The organism is Streptomyces sp. NPDC014889 (genome assembly GCF_043081205.1).
Classification (GTDB): Bacteria; Actinomycetota; Actinomycetes; order Streptomycetales; family Streptomycetaceae; genus Streptomyces.
Map to the genome: position 1 here is coordinate 252,059 of NZ_JBIBWH010000004.1, position 18,822 is coordinate 270,880.

The following is an 18,822-nucleotide window of genomic DNA, read 5'->3' on the forward strand; positions in this document are numbered from 1 at the left end:
CGCCGCCACGCCTACGACGGTCCCGGGTGGCGGCGGCGTCCCCGCGTGCGGGGGCCGCCGTAGCAGGCGGGCGGGCCGCCGTCGGGATCCTCGGCCAGGAGGATGCCGCCGAGCACCGCCGCGGTGGCGCCGGCGGACGGGTCGCTCGTGGCGGCGCTCGGGTTGCCGTGCAGGCGAACGTCCTGTTCGGCGAGGTCGCGGGCCTGGCGGGCCAGGACGTCGGCGGTCTGCGGGTCGGTCGGCAGAAGGCGCCGCGCCTCCGCCAGACGGATGCGGGCCGTCGCGCCGACCGCGCCCCGGTGCGTGCCGACGAAGTCGTCGGCGGCGGCGAGGGCGCTGCGCGCGACGAGTTCCTCGGCCGCCGACAGGACACCGGAGCGCCGGGTGCCGACCGGCGCGGTCGCCCGTACGATCCGCCGCAGCGCGTCCAGCGGGTCGTACGGTCCCGCGGCCGGCTCGGCGCGTACGCGTACGTGGGCCAGCTCCAGGTCGGCGTGCGTGACGCGGGCCCGCAGCTCACCGGCGGCGACGTCGACGGGAACGACCACCGAGGACGCCCCCGGCACGGGGGCGGGCGCCGCGCCGGAGGCGCCGGCCGTCTCCGCGCCCGCCCTGCCCGGGCCCGGTCGGGAGCCGGCGGTCAGCTCCGCCGCGGCGGACTCGGCCGCGTGCCGGACCGCCTCGATGTCCGCCTCCGCGCCGCTGAGCGCCGCCGGTACGAGGTGCTCGGCGGCCGGCAACTCCTCCGCCAACCGCTCGACGCCGCGCACGAACACCTCGATCTGGGCGATCGCGCCCTCGGCCACGCGCAGGTGCCTTGCGGCCGACGCGGGGTCTCCCGCGTCGGCCGACTGGTGGGCCCGGTTCAGGCGTGAAGTGGCCAGCAGCAGCCGGTCCTTGGCCAGCTCCACGTGCCCCGTCACGGAGGCGACGGCCGCCGGCCCGTACCGTTCGCGAAGCCCGGTGACGGTCGAGGCGGCGGTGCCCGTGCGCCCTGCCAGTTCCCGGAACCGCGCCTCCGCGACCCGCAGCGCGTCAGCCGACCCCCGTTCCAGGCCGCGGAGTTCGTCGAACGAGGCGGCCTCCGCGTCCAGCAGCCGTCCCGCCTCCTCGCAGCGTCCGACGACGCCGGCCAGCGCCTGCCGCCGGGCCGCCGCGTCCTCGGGGACACCGTGGTCGTACCGGTCCCGCATCCGGCAGGCGGCGGCGAGCTCCGCCTCCGCCTCCCGCACCGCCCGGTCGAACGGCTCGACGGGCGCCGCGCCGAACCGCGCCTCGGCGAAGCCGAGTTCCTCCCGGCTGGTGCGCACCCAGTCGTCCGCGAGGGTGATCAACTCCGTCGAGTGCCTGTCGAGTTCGGCGGACGGCGGCGGTGACCGCCAGGGTGCGGACGGCCGGGCGGGACCGCCACCCGGGGTCGTACGGGTCCTGGCCCGCCGGGTCCGCCGGACGTACGTGTACCCGGCAAGCACACCCGCCGTGCCCACCGCCACGAGCGGCAGGGCGAGGTAGCCCGGCGACGTCTCGTCGTGCCGCGGTGCGGTGGTGGCGGTCACCGGGCGGGTGTCGGTGACCGCAACCGCGGTGCCGCTGTTGATCGTCATCCCCGGAAGCACCAGCCACACGACGCCCGCGCCACCCAGCAGGACACGCGCCACCCGCCCCGACAGTCGGCGGGCCGCGCACCGCGGCCGGGCCGCCCGGAGCCCCGATGACGTCACATTCGGGAGCGTACGACCCCCCGAGCGGACACGCGACCGGGCCGCGCCACTGGTGGGTCGAACGGGACACGGCAACACGGGAGGGGACCCCGGCATGAAGAACACCACCGGCGGACAGGACAACGCCGACACGAAGCCCACGCCCGGCACGGCGGCTGCCGACGCCACGGACGCGACCGTGTCACGCGCGGGGACTGCCTCCGGTAGCGCCGGTGCCACCGGCACGGGGAACGCCCCGGGCGCGGCCACCTCCGCCGACGGCCGAGAGACCGCTGACGCGATGGACGCATCCGGCACGCGGAACGCGCCCCGCAGGGGCGGCGCCGCTGGTACGGAGAGTGCCTCGGCTGCGGAGGTCCCGGTCGGCGGCCGTGAGGCCGTGGGTGCGGGGGGTGAGCCCGGCGGGTCCGGGGCCGCCGACGCGGAGAATGCCTCGGGCGCGGACGTCCCCGTCCGCGGCCGAGAGGCCGCCGGTGCGGAGAGCGGCGTCGGCCGGGAGGGCATCGGTGCTGCGGTGGACGCGGCCGGCGTGCACGGCACCGTCGGTGGGCAGGGCGCGTCCGGTACCGAGGACGTGGCAGTCGCACACGAAACCACCGACGCGCAGCGCGGCGCCGACACCGTGCCCACCGACCCCGGCCAGGGCCGGGCGAGTCCGGGCCGGCGTTTGCGGCGCGGTCTGCGCTGGGGCCGTCGTGTCGTCCTCGGGTTCGTGCTGCTGCTGGTGCTGTCGTTGGCCGGGGCGGAGACCGCCCTTCGCGTGAACTACATGGGTGACCTCGCCGACGGGACGTACACCCGGGGGCAGGACGCGATCTGGCTCGGGCATGCCTGGGTGGACGGGCGGAAGAAGGACGCCGATGTCGCCGCCCTCGCCCGCCGGCTGCGTGGCACCGGCATCCGCGACCTGTACGTGCACGCGGGCCCGCTCGAACACGACGGCACGCTTCCCAAGTCCTCTTATCCCAGAGCGAGCTGGCTGATACCGGCGGTGCACCGCGCGCTGCCCGGCGTTCGTGTGCAGGCCTGGCTGGGGGACGAGTTGGCCACCGAGAGCCCGGACGGGATGCGGCTGGAGCGGGCCGCGACGCGCGCGGCCGTGGTCACCTCCACCCGCGAGATCCTGGCGGCCGGCTTCGACGGCGCGCACTTCGACCTGGAGCCGCTGCACTCCGGCGACCGCGACTACCTCGACCTGCTCGACGACCTGCGCGCCGTCACCCGCGCCCACGGCGTGCCCCTGTCCGTCGCCGCCCACCAGATCGACCCGCTGCCCGCCTTCCACTCCCTGTGGGGGTCGTTCACCAACCACCCCAAGTGGTGGTCGCAGGCGTACTTCACCCAGGTCGCCCGCCGCGTCGACCAGATCGCCCTGATGTCGTACGACACCATGCAGCCGCTGCCGAGCCTGTACGGCGGCTACGTCGCCCAGCAGACCTCCCTCGCCCTGGAGGCCACTCCGCCCACGACCGACCTGCTGATGGGCCTGCCGTTCTTCCACGACAACCGCTTCGGCCACCGCGCCTCCGCCGAGACGGTCCCCGCCGCCGTCCGCGGCGTCCGCCTCGGCCTCTCCCGCACGGACGCCGGCCGCGAGCACTTCGGCGTCGCGCTGTACGTCGACTTCGCCGCCACGGAGGCCGACTGGACCGCGTACCGGGAAGGCTGGACCCGCCGGCCATGAACCGGGCCTGGGGGTGTCTGACACCCCCTAGGACGACCGCCGTCCGATCTTCGAGCCCAGCCACACCAGCGGGTCGTACTTGCGGTCGACAGCCCGTTCCTTCAGGGGGATCAGCGCGTTGTCGGTGATCCTGATGCCCTCGGGGCAGACCTCCGTGCAGCACTTGGTGATGTTGCAGTAGCCCAGGCCGTGGTCGTCCTGGGCCGCGCGCTTGCGGTCCAGGCCCACGTCCGCGGCGGCGTCCAGCGGGTGCATGTCGAGTTCGGCGACGCGCATCAGGAAGCGCGGACCCGCGTACGCCCGCTTGTTGTCCTCGTGGTCGCGCACGACATGGCACACGTCCTGGCACAGGAAGCACTCGATGCACTTGCGGAACTCCTGCGGCCGGTCCACGTCCTCCTGGAACATGCGGTACTCGCCCGGACCGAGACCCGCCGGCGGGACGAACGCCGGAACCTCGCGCGCCTTGGCGTAGTTGTAGCCGACGTCCGTCACCAGGTCACGCACGACGGGGAAGGCCCGCAGCGGGGAGACCGTGATCGTCTCGCCGGGTTCGAAGACCGACATGCGGGTCATGCACATCAGCCGGGGCCGCCCGTTGATCTCCGCGGAGCACGAACCGCACTTGCCCGCCTTGCAGTTCCAGCGCACGGCGAGATCCGGAGCCTGCGTGGCCTGGATCCGGTGGATGATGTCGAGGACCACCTCGCCGTCGTTGACCTCGACCGCGAAGTCCTCCAGGCCCCCGCCCCCGGCGTCGCCCCGCCACACCTTGAAGCGGGCCTCGTAGCTGCTCATTCGTACAGCTCCTCTTCGGCGAGGTACTTGACCAGCTCCTCCTTCTCGAAGAGGGCGAGCAGGTCGGGGCGGATGGGCTCGGTGGTCTCCCGGGAGAGGGTGATCTGGCCGCGCACGGGGTCCGTCGCCGCCAGCCCGCCCGTCGGGTCGGTCAGCCGGCACAGCAGGTTGATCCGGCGCCAGTCGCGATCCATCGACGGGCAGTCCTCCCGGGTGTGCCCGCCGCGCGACTCCGTGCGCTCCAGCGCGGCCCGCGCCACGCACTCGCTGACCAGCAGCATGTTCCGCAGGTCGAGCGCGAGGTGCCAGCCCGGGTTGAACTGCCGGTGCCCCTCGACCCCGGCCCGCCGCGCCCGTACCCGCAGCTCGGCGAGCTTCTTCAGCGCCTGCTCCATCTCGCCCTCGCGGCGGATGATGCCGACCAGGTCGTTCATGGTCTGCTGGAGTTCCTGGTGCAGGGTGTACGGGTTCTCCGGCGGCCCGCCCGCCGGTTCCCCGCCCTGCTCGCCCTCGGCCGAGAACGGCCGAAGCGCCTCCGCGGCCGCCGCGTCCACCTGGGCGTCGTCCACGCCCGGGCGCCCGGACACCGCACCCTGCGCGTACTCGGCCGCGTGCCACCCCGCCCGGCGCCCGAACACCAGCAGGTCGGACAGCGAGTTGCCGCCGAGCCGGTTGGAGCCGTGCATGCCGCCCGCGACCTCCCCGGCCGCGAACAGTCCCGGCACCCCGCGGGCCGCCGCCGTGTCGGAGTCGACCGCGATGCCGCCCATCACGTAGTGGCAGGTCGGCCCGACCTCCATCGGCTCCGCCGTGATGTCGACGTCGGCCAGCTCCTTGAACTGGTGGTACATCGAGGGCAGCCGGCGCCGCACGACCTCGGCCGGCATCCGTGTCGACACGTCCAGGAACACCCCGCCGTGCGGTGAGCCGCGGCCCGCCTTGACCTCGGAGTTGATCGCACGGGCGACCTCGTCACGGGGCAGCAGCTCCGGTGGGCGCCGGTTGTTGTCCGGGTCCTCGTACCAGCGGTCCGCCTCCTCCTCCGACTCTGCGTACTTCTCCTTGAAGACGTCGGGGACGTAGTCGAACATGAACCGCTTGTCCTCGGAGTTGCGCAGCACCCCGCCGTCGCCGCGCACCGACTCGGTGACGAGGATGCCCTTCACCGAAGGCGGCCAGACCATGCCCGTCGGATGGAACTGCACGAACTCCATGTTCAGCAGCGGCGCCCCGGCGAGCAGCGCGAGCGCGTGCCCGTCGCCGGTGTACTCCCACGAGTTCGACGTCACCTTGAACGACTTGCCGATGCCGCCGGTCGCGACGACGACCGCGGGCGCCTCCAGCACGAAGAACCGCCCGGACTCCCGCTCGTAGGCGAAGACCCCGGAGACGCGGTCGCCCGCGGCGGAGCCGCTGTCGGGCGCAGTCTTGAGGACCCGTGTCACCGTGCACTCCTGGAAGACCTTCAGACGGGACTCGTAGTCCCCGGTCTCCCGCTTGTCCTCCTGCTGCAACGAGACGATCTTCTGCTGGAGCGTGCGGATCAGCTCAAGACCCGTACGGTCGCCGACGTGCGCCAGACGCGGGTACTCGTGCCCGCCGAAGTTGCGCTGCGAGATCCGGCCGTCCTTCGTACGGTCGAACAGCGCGCCCCAGGTCTCCAGCTCCCACACCCGCTGCGGCGCCTCCTGCGCGTGCAGCTCGGCCATCCGCCACTGGTTGAGGAACTTCCCGCCGCGCAGGGTGTCGCGGAAGTGGACCTGCCAGGTGTCGTGCTCGTTGGCGTTGGCCATGGCCGCCGCGATGCCGCCCTCGGCCATCACCGTGTGCGCCTTGCCGAACAGCGACTTGCAGATCACCGCGGTACGGGCCCCGCGCTCGCGCGCCTCGATCGCGGCCCGCAGCCCGGCGCCGCCCGCGCCGACCACGACGACGTCCCACTGCTGCCGGTCAACCACGGACATCACAAGGCCCCAGTCTGCGTACTCATCGGACTCATCAGAAGAACCGCGGATCGTCGAAGGCGCCGGAGGCGACCAGGAACACGTAGAAGTCGGCGAGCGCCACGCTGAACAGCGAGGCCCAGGCCAGTTGCATGTGGCGGGCGTTCAGCCGGCTCACGAACTGCCAGAGGCGGTAGCGCACCGGATGCTTCGAGAAGTGCTTGAGCTTGCCGCCCACGATGTGCCGGCAGGAGTGGCAGGAGACCGTGTACGCCCAGATCAGCACGATGTTGACCAGGAAGACGAGGGTGCCGAGACCCATGTGGCCCCAGCGGTAGTGCTGGTCGCGGAAGGCCAGCACGGTGTCGTAGGTCAGCACGCCGGCGACCAGGATCGCCGCGTAGAAGAAGTACCGGTGGACGTTCTGCAGGATCAGCGGGAAGCGGGTCTCGCCGGTGTACTTGCGGTGCGGTTCGGCGACCGCGCAGGCCGGCGGGGACGCCCAGAAGCCCCGGTAGTAGGCCTTGCGGTAGTAGTAGCAGGTCAGCCGGAAGCCCAGCGGGAAGATCAGGACGATGATCGCCGGGGAGATGGCCCACCAACTGCCGAACAGGTCGGCGTTGGGGCCCGCGTGCATGGTCCGGCAGTTCTCCGCCAGACACGGCGAGTAGAACGGCGAGACGTACGGCGCCGCGTAGTAGTGCGTGTTCGCGAAGGCCCGCCATGTCGAGTACACGACGAACGCGAACAGTCCGGCCGCGGTGGCGGCGGGCGCCAGCCACCAGCGGTCGGTCCGCAGATGCCGGGCGGCGATCCGGGCCCGTCCGGGGGAGCGGACACCGCCGCCGAGCGGATGGGGTTGTGTGCCGGGGGGTTCTGTACCTGTGGCCAATGCGGGACGCACCTTCCTGTCGGGCTCGTCTCCGGGGCACTGGAGTCGGTGACGAGCCCCTTCGGGTCACTCGCGGTCACTCGCGGTCGGTTCAGGGGGCGTGGCGGTCGCGGGCGCCGAGTCCCTCGTCGTCCGAGTCCGTCCACAGGGATATGTCGTAGGGCGCGTCGGAGATGGTGACGAGCGGGGGCTGCTGCGGCGCGGCCCGGCCCCTGGAGGCGTCGCGCAGCAGGGCGACACTCTCCCGCAGGTGGTCGGCGTCGGTGCGCACGCGGCGTATCTCCAGCCCGCCGTCGAGCTGGTGCTCCAGTCGGCCCACCGACCGCAGCAGATCGTCGAGAGCGCGCTGGACCGACGTCAGGTCGTCGTGCACGGACATGACGTGACCTCGCTTCCACGGGCCGTAGCCCTAGGCGGCAACGTTCATGCGCCTGCGAGTGTCGCGCGTCACACCAGTCGGTGGGAAGGGATGTGCAGCGATTGGCGGATCGCACATCCCACGCGCACGCCCGCACGCGCTCCGGGTGCGCCGGAGGCTGCCTGCGCCGAACGGGTGACCTTGGGTGCCCGCTCCGCCGTGTCGCCTCCGGCTGACGAACCCTTTCCTCTTCAGTGGGCCGTAGATCTGATGAACACCAAAATACCGCCAAATGCGATCAAACCCTACCCGTGCCACCGGCGGGAGCGGCTCCACGGAGGTAGCACAGATGTCCTACGACGGTGTCGGCCCGCGCGCGGTCATGCGCTCGGTCGCCTTCCTGACCGCGGGCGCGCTCGCGGTGCCCCTGCTCGCCGGCTGCGGCTCGGACGACGAGGGCAGCAAGCCGCTGGCCGCCCAGGACATCGCACCCGCCGCCCGCAATCAGATCGCCGACGGAGGCAGACTGCGCTGGGCCGTGGACGCGATGCCGCAGACGCTGAACACCTTCCAGGCGGACGCCGACGCCGGCACCACCCGCATCGCCCAGGCGGTGCTGCCCGCCATGTTCAGGCTCGACGCGAACGGCCATCCGCAGCGCGACGCCGACTACCTGGAGTCCGCCCGGGTGGTCGAGACCGAGCCCAAGCAGGTCGTCGTCTACCGGCTCAGCCAGAAGGCCGTCTGGAGCGACGGCCGCGAGATCGGCGCCGCCGACTTCGCCGCCCAGTGGCGCGCCCTGTCCGGCAAGGACTCGGCGTACTGGACCGCCCGCAACGCCGGGTACGACCGCATCGAGAAGATCGAGCGCGGCGCCAACGACCTGGAGGTCCGGGTCACCTTCGCCCGCCCCTACGGGGACTGGCAGTCGCTGTTCTCGCCGCTGTACCCCAAGGACGTCATGGGCACCGCGAACGCCTTCAACGACGGCGCCCGCAGGAAGCTCGCGGTCAGCGCCGGACCGTTCGCCGTGCAGAAGATCGACACCAAGTCCAAGGACATCGTCCTCGGCCGCAATCCGCGCTGGTGGGGCCACCCGGCCAAGCTGTCCGAGATCGTGCTGCACGAGGTGCCGCGCGACAAGCGGGCCGCCGCCCTCGCCGAGGGCTCCGTGGACGTGGCCGACATCGAACCCGGCGACGTCCAGCCGATCACGGCCGCCGGCGCCCAGGGCGGCAGCCTCTTCCGCGGTCCGGCCGGCGGCCGCACCGCCGCCAAGGCGCTGCTCTCCTGGGCGGTGCTGCACGGCTCCGACGACAAGGCCGCCGACCGCGAGCGCCGCGCCCTGGGGACGGAGCGCACGTCGCTCAGCGCCTACCTGCGGCAGCAGGCGTCACTGGGCGGCTTCCAGGTGCGCAAGTCGCTGGAGCCCGCGTACACCCAGCTCGCCCTCAACGGCTCCGAGGGCCCCCTGGCCGACGAGCGGGTCCGCCGTGCGGTGGCGCACGCGCTGGACCGCAAGGAACTCGCCGAGATCGTCCTGAAGCCGCTCGGCCTCCCCGCGGTCCCGGTCGGCAGCCACCTCGCCCTGTCCGGCCAGAACGCCTACGCCGACAGCAGCGACGCCCTGGGCGGCCAGGACGCCGCCCAGGCACGGGACCTGCTCGCGGACGCCGGCTGGGTGCCAGGAGCGGTCAAGGGACAGAAGGACGCCAAGAAGGGCGACAAGGCGGCCGGCGGCGAGGGCCACGGCCCGCAGAACTCCGCAGGCGACGGCGACGGGACGTACATCGTCGGCCAGAACGACAACGTGGAGGACGGCAAGGGACCCGGCCGGAGCGAGCAGGAACGGGACCACAAGGACCGGGAGCAGAGCGGGCCGGGCGACAGCGGCGCCAGGCAGCTCGCCCAGGACGGCAGGCAGTACACCAACGACCACCTCAGGCAGGGCGGCGCGCCCGGTGCCTACGCCCCCAAGGGCACCGCCGCTCCTGGGCCCGGCGCCGCCGCGGGGCCGCTGGCCAAGGACGGCAAGCCGCTCACGCTCCGCTTCGTGGTTCCCTCGGGCCCCGGCTCGGACACGCTGCGCAAGGTGGCCGACCGGGTGACGGCGATGCTCAAGAAGGTCGGCATCGGCACGGAGATCACCAAGGTCCCCGACGAGAGCTACTTCCGGGACCACATCGCCTCAGGGCAGTTCGACCTCGCGCTGTACTCCTGGCCCGCCTCGGCGTGGCCGGCCACCGACGCCCGGCCCATCTACGCCAAGCCGGTACCGGCCGCCGACGGCTCCCTGAACGTCCAGCAGAACTACACCCGGGTCGGCACCGACCAGGTCGACCAGCTCTTCGACCAGGCCCTCACCACCCTGGACGAGGGCGAGCAGGCGGGCCTGCTGCGCAAGGCCGACGCCCGTATCTGGGCGGCGGCGGGGTCCATTCCCCTCTATCAGCGCCCCCAGCTCACGGCCGTCCGCAAGAATCTCGTGAACGTCGGGGCCTTCGGCTTCCAGACCCCCGTCTACGAGGACATGGGCTTCCTGAAGAAGGGGGCGCAGCCGTCGGGCGGCGCCTCGCCGAAGGGCTGACACGGCCGAAAACGCCGGCAGGCGCCGCTCCGGAGAGCGGCGCCTGCCGGTTGGTGTGCCCGAGGGTCAGGAGTGCTTGGCGCGGCTGGCGGCGCGGGCGCGGTCGCGCTGGTCGAGGACGACCTTGCGGATGCGGACCGCCTCCGGGGTCACCTCGACGCACTCGTCGTCGCGGCAGAACTCCAGCGACTGCTCCAGTGAGAGCTTGCGCGGCGGGACGATCGCCTCGAACGAGTCGGCCGACGACGACCGCATGTTGGTGAGCTTCTTCTCCTTGGTGATGTTGACGTCCATGTCGTCGGAGCGGGAGTTCTCACCGACGATCATGCCCTCGTACACCTCGGTGCCCGGGTCCGTGAACAGCACGCCGCGCTCCTGGAGGTTGGTCATCGCGAAGGCGGTGACGGCGCCGGAGCGGTCGGCGACCAGGGAGCCGTTGTTGCGGGTCTGCAGCGTGCCGAACCAGGGCTCGAAGCCCTCGTGGATGGAGTGGCCGATGCCCGTGCCGCGGGTCTGGGTCAGGAACTCGGTACGGAAGCCGATCAGACCGCGGGAGGGCACCACGAACTCCATGCGGACCCAGCCGGAACCGTGGTTGGACATGTTGTCCATCCGGCCCTTGCGCACGCCCATGAGCTGCGTGACGGCGCCCATGTGCTCCTCGGGCACGTCGATCGTCATGCGCTCGACCGGCTCGTGGACCTTGCCGTCGATCTCCTTGGTGACCACCTGCGGCTTGCCGATGGTCAGCTCGAAGCCCTCGCGGCGCATCTGCTCGACCAGGATGGCCAGCGCCAGCTCGCCGCGGCCCTGCACCTCCCAGGCGTCCGGGCGCTCGGTGTCCAGGACGCGCAGCGACACGTTGCCGATCAGCTCGCGGTCCAGACGGTCCTTGACCTGGCGGGCGGTCACCTTGCGGTCCTTGACGGCCGCCTTCGCGTCGGCGCCCTTGCCGGTGCCGCCGCGGCCGACCAGCGGGGAGGTGTTGGTGCCGATGGTCATGGAGATCGCCGGCTCGTCGACCGTGATCAGCGGCAGCGGGATCGGGTTCTCGGTGTCCGCCAGGGTCTCGCCGATCATGATCTCCGGGATGCCCGCGACGGCGCAGATGTCACCGGGGCCGGCCTTCTCGGCGGGCTTGCGGGTGAGCGCCTCGGTCATCATCAGCTCGGAGATCCGCACGTTCTGCACGGAGCCGTCGCGCTTGATCCAGGCGACCGTCTGGCCCTTGCGCAGCTCGCCCTGCTCCACGCGCAGCAGCGCGATACGGCCGAGGAAGTTGTCCGCGTCCAGGTTGGTGACGTGCGCCTGGAGCCGGGCGGCCTCGTCGTAGACGGGGGCCGGGATGTGCTGGAGGATCGTGGAGAAGAACGGCTCCAGGTTGGTGGAGTCGGAGGGGACCGTGCCGTCCTCGGGCTTGGTCAGCGAGGCGATGCCGTCGCGGCCGCAGGCGTAGACGATCGGGAACTCGATCTGGTCCTCGTCGGCGTCCAGGTCCAGGAACAGGTCGTAGGCCTCGTTGACGACCTCGTCGATGCGGGCGTCCGGCCGGTCCGTCTTGTTGATGCAGAGGATCACGGGCAGCCGGGCCTGGAGGGCCTTGCGCAGCACGAATCGGGTCTGCGGCAGCGGGCCCTCGGAGGCGTCGACGAGCAGGACGACGCCGTCGACCATCGACAGGCCGCGCTCGACCTCGCCGCCGAAGTCGGCGTGGCCGGGGGTGTCGATGATGTTGATCGTGATGGGCTCCCCGCCGTCCTTGGGGTGGTACTTCACCGCCGTGTTCTTGGCGAGGATCGTGATGCCCTTCTCACGCTCCAGGTCGTTCGAGTCCATCATGCGGTCGTCGACCTGGTCGAGCTGGTGCGCGGCGAAGGCGCCGGCCTGCTTGAGCATGGCGTCGACGATGGTGGTCTTGCCGTGGTCGACGTGGGCGACGATGGCGACGTTGCGGATGTCGTGGCGCGTGGCCATAGTGAGGCGTACTCCCGAAGTGTGCGGACGACCTGCGCGTACGTCGGTGTTACGCGGGCCCTGCCGGGCGGGACCCGCCACGGCCTCACCCCATGGTACGGGGTGTCGTCACCCTGCCGTCGTCCCAGACCGGCGCGAAGGCCGCAACCGGCCGCAACCCGAGGTTTCCCTCAAGTCGCCGGTGTCCCTTTGGATCTTGCCTGTCCGCTTTGATCTTCCCTCGTCCTCGACTGCCCTCCTCTTGGACCTGCCCTCGTCGATCAGTGAGGCCGACCGCCCGTCCGAGATCGCACCGTGAACCTCGCGGCGGCTTCGCAGGTGGGGCCGGGAATCGAGGGTTTTCCCTACGGAAGGGCCTGGGGTCCTTCAGGGATCGCATCGGCGACCCCGCGGCGCTAAGGTGGCGCAAATGTGCGCATCCCCCGGTGGGTGTGTCCCGGTTCCTCCCGCTTGCGGCGTCGAGAGCATGACTCCGCCGACGAGCGCAACTGATTTCCCGTCAGGTCGTCCGCTATTCGGACGCGTGATTCCGATAGTTGTGTAACAAGTCCGTTTCGCAGGGATCTTTCGCCAAACGGTTTGTCCGGATTTTGGAAGATGTAGCCATCAGGTGTGATCGAACCGAGACCGAATGGCAGTGGTCCGACGGGTGAGCGATGGCAGATAGTTAGGCGCGTAGAGCTCGGGTCGACGGGTCATGCGCTGCAGGAGGCGCCGACTCACGAGCGTTGCGGGTGCACTAGACCTTCCCCGTTCTTCATGACCGTGGGATGTCGTGTGCTCCGCCTTGCGGTGAACACAGGACTCAGAGGAGGAACCCATGCGTGGTGCCAGGAGCGCCAAGTGGGTCGCTGGTGCAATCGTCATAGGCCTGGCTGCGACCGCCTGCGGAGGCGGCGACGACAGCAGCAGCGGCAGCAACGGCTCCGGCAAGGACGGTGGCTCCTTCCGGATGGGCATCACCGAACCGGTGGCCATTGACCCCTACAACGCGCAGGAGTCCGAGGGCATCCTCGTCGCGACCAACCTGTTCACCGGTCTGTACCTGCCGACCGCCGACGGTCAGGTCGTTCCGGCCCTGGCCACCTCGAAGAAGGTCAGCAAGGACGGCAAGACCTGGACCTTCGGCATCAAGAAGGACACCAAGTTCAGCAACGGTGAGGCGGTGGACGCCGAGGCGTTCATCCGCGGCTGGAACCGTGTGGCGCAGAAGTCGGCCGCCTCCGACGTGGCCTACCACATGGCCGGCGTCGAGGGCTTCGGCGACGTGCAGTCGGGCAAGGCCAAGACCATGTCCGGTCTGAGCGCCCCGGACCCGTACACCCTCCAGGTGAAGCTGTCCGCCCCGGACTTCGAGTTCTACATCAAGCTCACGCACACGGTCTTCAGCCCCGTCCCGAAGGTCGCGGGCGACGCCAAGAACAAGGCGTACAACGACGCCCCCATCGGCAACGGCCCCTTCAAGATGTCGGGCAAGTGGGAGCACAACAAGTCGATCACGCTCGTCCGCAACGACGACTACGGCCTGACGAAGGCTCACCTGGACAAGGTGCAGATCGACATCCTCAACTCCAACAACGGCGTGACCCTGGAGTACCAGGGCTTCCAGTCGGGTCAGTACGACTGGGCCCGTATGCCCACCCCGCAGCTGCCGGCCGCCAAGGCCAAGTACGACCCGCAGGGTGAGTGGCTGGAGGAGGACACCAATGGCATGAACTACCTCCTGCCGATCAACGACAACGGTCCGCTGAAGAACGCGAAGGCGCGCGAGGCCGTCTCCTACGCGATCGACCGGGACGCCATCATCAAGGGCGTCTTCCAGAACATGCAGAGCAAGTCGACGACGATCCTGCCGCCGGCGTTCAAGGACGTGTACCAGAAGGACCTGTGCACCTCCTGCGTCGCGCAGGACAAGGCCAAGGCCAAGCAGCTCGCCAAGGAAGGCGGCCTGAAGCCCGGCACCACCATCGAGCTCGGCTACAACACCGGTGCGGGCCACGAGGAGTGGATCCAGGCCGTCAAGCAGCAGCTCGAGGACGTCCTCGGCGTCAAGGTGAAGGCGACCGGCAAGCCGTTCGCCGAGCTCCTCGGAGACCAGCAGAAGCCGAACGCCACCGGCGCGTACCGCTTCGCCTGGGGCGCGGACTACCCGACGCCGGACAACTTCCTGTACCCGCTGCTGGACACCGCGTCCATCAACAAGGACGCCTCCGGCAAGGTCACCGGTGACAACCGCGGCCGCTACAGCAACAAGAAGTTCGACGACCTGCTCGCCAAGGCCCGCGCCACCGAGGACCAGGCCGGCCGCAACGAGATCTACAAGGAGGCGGAGAAGGTCGCCATGGACGACATGGCCCTGATCCCGCTGTGGAACCGTCACCAGCTGCGTCTCGCCAACACCAAGAAGTTCGACAACATGGCGATGGACTTCCACGAGGACCCGAACCTCGCTGAGATCACGCTGAAGTAACGGGTCGCCGCGCACGGCGCGGAATCCGGCAACCGGGGGTCGTGGGGTTCGAGCTGGGGCTCGGACACCACGACCCCCGCCGACCGTCGGGAGAGGTGTGATCCGCCTCTCCCGCCCCCACCCCACCCCCCACATTCCGGGGCGCGAGGGAGCTGCTGAGGAAGTAGCAGCGAGGTAGAGAGGCAGTTATGGGAAGGTACGTGGTCCGCAGGCTGGGCCAGCTCGTCGTGGTCGTGCTCGGCGCGACGATGTTTCTGTTCGCCTGCCTGTTTGTGATCCCCGGCGACCCGGTGGGTCAGATCGCCGGCAGCGACAAGGCGCGCGACCCGGCCGTCATCGCGGAGATGCACAAGCAGTACGGACTCGACAAGCCGCTGATCGTCCAGTACGGCACCTACGTCGGCAAGCTCGCCACCGGCGACCTCGGCACGGACTACACGCAGAGCCGGCCGGTCACCGAGATCCTGGCCCCCAAGCTGGGGAACACGGCGAAGCTGGCGGTCGCGGCCATCGTGATCGACATCGTCATCGGCATCTCGGTCGGCGTGCTCGCCGCCATGCGCAGATACTCCGTCTGGGACGTGTCGGCGACCTTCCTCACGACCCTGGCCATCGGCGTGCCGTCCATCGTGCTCGGCATGATCATGCAGCGCATCTTCGTGATCGAGCTGGGCTGGTTCCCGCTGATCGCCGGTGACAGTCTCGACGCCATCGTCCTTCCCGCCGTGACCCTCGCCATCATCGACGCGGCCCTCGTGGCGCAGCTCGCGCGCAGCACGATGCTGGAGGTACTGCGCGCCGACTACGTCAAGACGGCCATCGCCAAGGGCCTGCCCCGCCGGACGGTGCTCGTCCGGCACATCATGCGCAACTCGGTCATCCCGGTGATCACCTACCTGGGCATCTCCTTCGGCTCGCTGCTCGGCGGCGCCATCATCACGGAGACGATCTTCAACTGGAACGGCATCGGCCTTGCGCTGATCCAGGCGATCCAGCAGAACAACAACCCCATCATCGTGGGGGTGGTGACGATCAGCGTGGCGGTCTTCGTCGTGCTGAACCTGATCGTCGACCTGCTGTACGCCGCTCTCGACCCGCGCATCCGCCTTGCCTGACCCGCAGGGTCGTTTTCCTCTAGGAGTCACACAATGACCGAACTCGTCTCGGGCACGGGAGAGCCGACGGCGGCCGGCCCTGCCCCGGCGCGCCCGGACGCCGAACCCAGCGTCGCCAGGGTCAGCCAGTGGTCCGACATCCGGCACCGCTTCTTCGCCAACAAGCTGGCGGTGGTGGGCCTGGCGATCATCGTCGTTCTCGTCCTCGTCGCGATCTTCGCGCCGCTCATCGCGCCGTACGACCCGCTCAAGCAGAACCTGATGAACACGCTGCAGGCCCCGGGCGGCGATCACCTGCTGGGCACCGACTCGCTCGGCCGCGACCAGTTCTCCCGGCTCATCTACGGCAGCCGCATCGCCATCATCGTGGGTCTCGCCTCGATCCTCGTGGCCGTCACCATCGGCATCCTGCTGGGCTCCCTGGCCGGTTACTACGGCCGCTGGGTCGACACGGTGATCATGCGCGTCGCCGACATCTTCTTCGCCTTCCCGCTGCTGATCGGCGCCATCGTCATCATCCTGCTGATGGGCCGCGGCGTGCTGCCCGTCGTGCTCTCGCTCGGCATCTTCTCCTGGGCGACCTTCGCCCGACTGCTGCGCAGCCAGATCCTCTCGGTGCGCGAGATGGACTACGTGCACGCGGCCAAGGCGCTGGGCGCGAGCCAGGGCCGGATCATCCGCAAGCACATCCTGCCCAACTCGCTGACGTCGGTGCTGGTGTACGCCACCAGCAACGTCGGCATCGTGATCGTGGCCGAGGCGTCGCTGTCCTACCTGGGCGTCGGCGTCGACCCCGAGGTCGCCGAGTGGGGCAACATGATCGCCGCGGGCCGCGACTTCATGGGCGTCAAGGACTTCATGTGGATGTACCCGAGCCTCGCCATCGTCATCACCGTGCTGGGCTTCGTCCTGCTGGGCAACGGCCTGCGCGACGCGCTCGACCCGAAGCTGCGGTGAGGCACCGCCATGAGTCGAACCCCTGTGACCAAGCACGATGAAGGTGACGGCATGACCAGCCTGGAGATGGCACCCGGCAACACTGGGGCGGACGGGACCGCGCCGCTTCTCGAAGTCCGCGACCTGCACGTGGAGTTCAAGGTCCGTGACACCGTGACCAAGGCGGTCAACGGCGTCAACTACAGCGTCAGGGCGGGCGAGACGCTCGCCGTGCTCGGTGAGTCGGGCTCCGGCAAGTCCGTCACCGCGCAGGCGATCATGGGCATTCTGGACAGCCCGCCCGGACGGATCGCCAAGGGCGAGATCTTCTTCCAGGGCCAGGACATCCTGCGCCTGCCGGAGAACGAGCGGCGCAAGCTGCGCGGCGCCAAGATGGCGATGATCTTCCAGGACGCGCTGTCCTCGCTCAACCCGGTGCTGTCGGTGGGCTACCAGCTCGGCGAGATGTTCCGGGCCCACCAGGGCGTGTCCAAGAAGGACGCCAAGGCCAAGGCCATCGAGCTGATGGACCGCGTGCGCATCCCGGCCGCCGCCCAGCGCGTCGGCGACTACCCGCACCAGTTCTCCGGCGGTATGCGCCAGCGCATCATGATCGCCATGGCGCTCGCCCTGGAGCCGGACCTGATCATCGCCGACGAGCCGACCACGGCTCTCGACGTGACCGTCCAGGCCCAGGTGATGGACCTCCTCGCGGAGCTGCAGCGCGAGTACAACATGGGTCTGATCCTGATCACCCACGACCTGGGTGTGGTCGCGGACGTCGCCGACAAGATCGCGGTGATGTACGCGGGCCGGATCGTCGAGACCGCGCCGGTGCACGAGCTGTACAAGCGCCCCGCGCACCCGTACACCAAGGGCCTGCTGGACTCGATCCCGCGTCTGGACCACAAGGGCCAGGAGCTGTACGCCATCAAGGGCCTGCCGCCCAACCTCCAGGCGATCCCGCCGGGCTGCGCGTTCAACCCGCGCTGCAGCATGGCCCAGGACGTCTGCCGCACCGACGCACCGCCGCTGGTGCCGGTGACCGAGCGCGACGGCACGGAGCTGCCGGGCCGCCGCTCCGCATGCCACTTCTGGAAGGAGACGATCCATGGCTGAGCCCACGAAGCTCGCGAAGGACCACGAGCCGCAGGACGACGCCACGCCGAACGTCTCCGAGGTGGAAACCGTCGACGCGGCCTCCGAGGAGGAGGCGGTCGCGGCGATCGACGCGCCCGTACAGCGCGGCGAGCCGATCCTCCAGGTCCGCAACCTGGTCAAGCACTTCCCGCTGACCCAGGGCATCCTGTTCAAGAAGCAGATCGGCGCGGTCAAGGCCGTCGACGGCATCTCCTTCGACCTGTACCAGGGCGAGACCCTGGGCATCGTGGGCGAGTCCGGCTGCGGCAAGTCCACCGTCGCCAAGCTGCTGATGAACCTGGAGCAGGCGACCGCCGGCGAGATCTTCTACAAGGGCCAGGACATCACCCGGCTGTCGGGGCGCGCGCTGAAGGCGGTGCGCCGCAACATCCAGATGGTGTTCCAGGACCCGTACACGTCGCTCAACCCCCGTATGACGGTGGGCGACATCATCGGCGAGCCCTTCGACATCCACCCCGAGGTGGCCCCCAAGGGCGACCGGCGCCGCAAGGTGCAGGAGCTGCTGGACGTCGTCGGCCTCAACCCGGAGTACATCAACCGCTACCCGCACCAGTTCTCCGGCGGTCAGCGCCAGCGCATCGGCATCGCCCGCGGCCTCGCGCTCAACCCCGAGGTCATCATCTGCGACGAGCCGGTCTCGGCCCTGGACGTGTCCGTCCAGGCGCAGGTCATCAACCTGATGGAGCGCCTCCAGGACGAGCTCAACCTCTCCTATGTCTTCATCGCGCACGACCTGTCGATCGTCCGGCACATCTCGGACCGCGTGGGCGTGATGTACCTGGGCAAGATGGCCGAGATCGGCAGCGACGAGCAGATCTACGACCACCCGACGCACCCCTACACCCAGGCGCTGCTGTCGGCGGTTCCGGTGCCGGACCCGGATGCCCGCGAGCGCCGGGAGCGGATCATCCTGGCCGGCGACGTGCCGTCCCCGGCCAACCCGCCCTCGGGTTGCCGCTTCCGCACCCGCTGCTGGAAGGCCCAGGACAAGTGCGCCGAGGAGGTGCCGCTGCTCGCCGTGCCCGAGCGCTTCAAGGGCTCGGACTCCCCGGCGGCCCACGAGTCGGCCTGCCACTTCGCCGAGGAGAAGGACGTCGTCGGCGCGGCGTGACCCGCTGATCGGCACAGCCTGATCCCCGACTGGTTCCCGGTACCGCAGGACGGTGCCGGGAACCAGCCGTAT

The 18,822-nt window shown here is 70.3% G+C and carries 13 protein-coding genes; 7 read left to right on the forward strand and 6 right to left on the reverse strand.

Translation table 11 applies throughout. The features are described 5' to 3' along the window. Nucleotides 1–11: 11 nt before the first annotated feature. Nucleotides 12–1,721: a hypothetical protein gene (locus ACF09J_RS09975; protein WP_392304889.1), complete on the reverse strand. Its 1,710-nt coding sequence runs from the start codon at nucleotides 1,719–1,721 to the stop codon at nucleotides 12–14. A 280-nt stretch (nucleotides 1,722–2,001) separates the two neighbouring features. On the opposite strand from ACF09J_RS09975, the gene ACF09J_RS09980 reads away from it, so the two are divergent. After that, nucleotides 2,002–3,405: a hypothetical protein gene (locus ACF09J_RS09980; protein WP_392305113.1), complete on the forward strand. Its 1,404-nt coding sequence runs from the start codon at nucleotides 2,002–2,004 to the stop codon at nucleotides 3,403–3,405. A gap of 27 nt (nucleotides 3,406–3,432) precedes the next feature. Here ACF09J_RS09980 and ACF09J_RS09985 read toward each other — a convergent pair whose 3' ends face one another. From ACF09J_RS09985 to ACF09J_RS10000, 4 genes are all read right to left on the reverse strand, one after another. Continuing rightward, nucleotides 3,433–4,203 (reverse strand): succinate dehydrogenase/fumarate reductase iron-sulfur subunit, encoded by a 771-nt coding sequence (locus tag ACF09J_RS09985; RefSeq protein ID WP_392304890.1) that lies wholly within the window; start codon nucleotides 4,201–4,203, stop codon nucleotides 3,433–3,435. Continuing rightward, nucleotides 4,200–6,167 (reverse strand): fumarate reductase/succinate dehydrogenase flavoprotein subunit, encoded by a 1,968-nt coding sequence (locus ACF09J_RS09990; RefSeq protein ID WP_392304891.1) that lies wholly within the window; start codon nucleotides 6,165–6,167, stop codon nucleotides 4,200–4,202. Before ACF09J_RS09990 ends, ACF09J_RS09985 begins: the two co-directional genes overlap by 4 nt. A 34-nt stretch (nucleotides 6,168–6,201) precedes the next feature. Then, nucleotides 6,202–7,038, reverse strand: coding sequence for a hypothetical protein (locus tag ACF09J_RS09995; RefSeq protein WP_392304892.1), 837 nt, complete (start codon nucleotides 7,036–7,038; stop codon nucleotides 6,202–6,204). A gap of 91 nt (nucleotides 7,039–7,129) precedes the next feature. Continuing rightward, nucleotides 7,130–7,417 (reverse strand): hypothetical protein, encoded by a 288-nt coding sequence (locus ACF09J_RS10000; RefSeq protein ID WP_392304893.1) that lies wholly within the window; start codon nucleotides 7,415–7,417, stop codon nucleotides 7,130–7,132. Between the two features lie 328 nt (nucleotides 7,418–7,745). Here ACF09J_RS10000 and ACF09J_RS10005 point away from each other — a divergent pair, with 328 nt between their 5' ends. Next, nucleotides 7,746–9,983 carry an ABC transporter family substrate-binding protein gene (locus tag ACF09J_RS10005; RefSeq protein ID WP_392304894.1) on the forward strand — a complete coding sequence of 746 codons (2,238 nt, stop codon included), beginning with the start codon at nucleotides 7,746–7,748 and terminating at the stop codon, nucleotides 9,981–9,983. Nucleotides 9,984–10,049: 66 nt separating this feature from the next. On the opposite strand, the gene typA is transcribed toward ACF09J_RS10005, so the two are convergent. Further along, nucleotides 10,050–11,957, reverse strand: a complete 1,908-nt coding sequence (gene typA / locus ACF09J_RS10010; RefSeq protein ID WP_392304895.1) for a translational GTPase TypA — start codon at nucleotides 11,955–11,957, stop codon at nucleotides 10,050–10,052. Between the two features lie 820 nt (nucleotides 11,958–12,777). Between typA and ACF09J_RS10015 the strand changes: the two genes are divergently transcribed. From ACF09J_RS10015 to ACF09J_RS10035, 5 genes are all read left to right on the forward strand, one after another. Beyond that, on the forward strand, nucleotides 12,778–14,427 hold the full coding sequence (locus ACF09J_RS10015) for an ABC transporter substrate-binding protein (protein WP_392304896.1): 1,650 nt from the start codon (nucleotides 12,778–12,780) through the stop codon (nucleotides 14,425–14,427). A 188-nt stretch (nucleotides 14,428–14,615) separates the two neighbouring features. After that, nucleotides 14,616–15,542, forward strand: a complete 927-nt coding sequence (locus ACF09J_RS10020; RefSeq protein ID WP_392304897.1) for an ABC transporter permease — start codon at nucleotides 14,616–14,618, stop codon at nucleotides 15,540–15,542. Nucleotides 15,543–15,575: 33 nt separating this feature from the next. Beyond that, nucleotides 15,576–16,499 carry an ABC transporter permease gene (locus tag ACF09J_RS10025; protein ID WP_392304898.1) on the forward strand — a complete coding sequence of 308 codons (924 nt, stop codon included), beginning with the start codon at nucleotides 15,576–15,578 and terminating at the stop codon, nucleotides 16,497–16,499. 51 nt (nucleotides 16,500–16,550) lie between these two features. Then, nucleotides 16,551–17,597 carry an ABC transporter ATP-binding protein gene (locus ACF09J_RS10030; protein ID WP_392304899.1) on the forward strand — a complete coding sequence of 349 codons (1,047 nt, stop codon included), beginning with the start codon at nucleotides 16,551–16,553 and terminating at the stop codon, nucleotides 17,595–17,597. After that, complete coding sequence (locus ACF09J_RS10035) at nucleotides 17,590–18,750, forward strand: ABC transporter ATP-binding protein (protein ID WP_392304900.1); 1,161 nt, start codon at nucleotides 17,590–17,592, stop codon at nucleotides 18,748–18,750. Before ACF09J_RS10030 ends, ACF09J_RS10035 begins: the two co-directional genes overlap by 8 nt. Nucleotides 18,751–18,822: the final 72 nt, after the last annotated feature.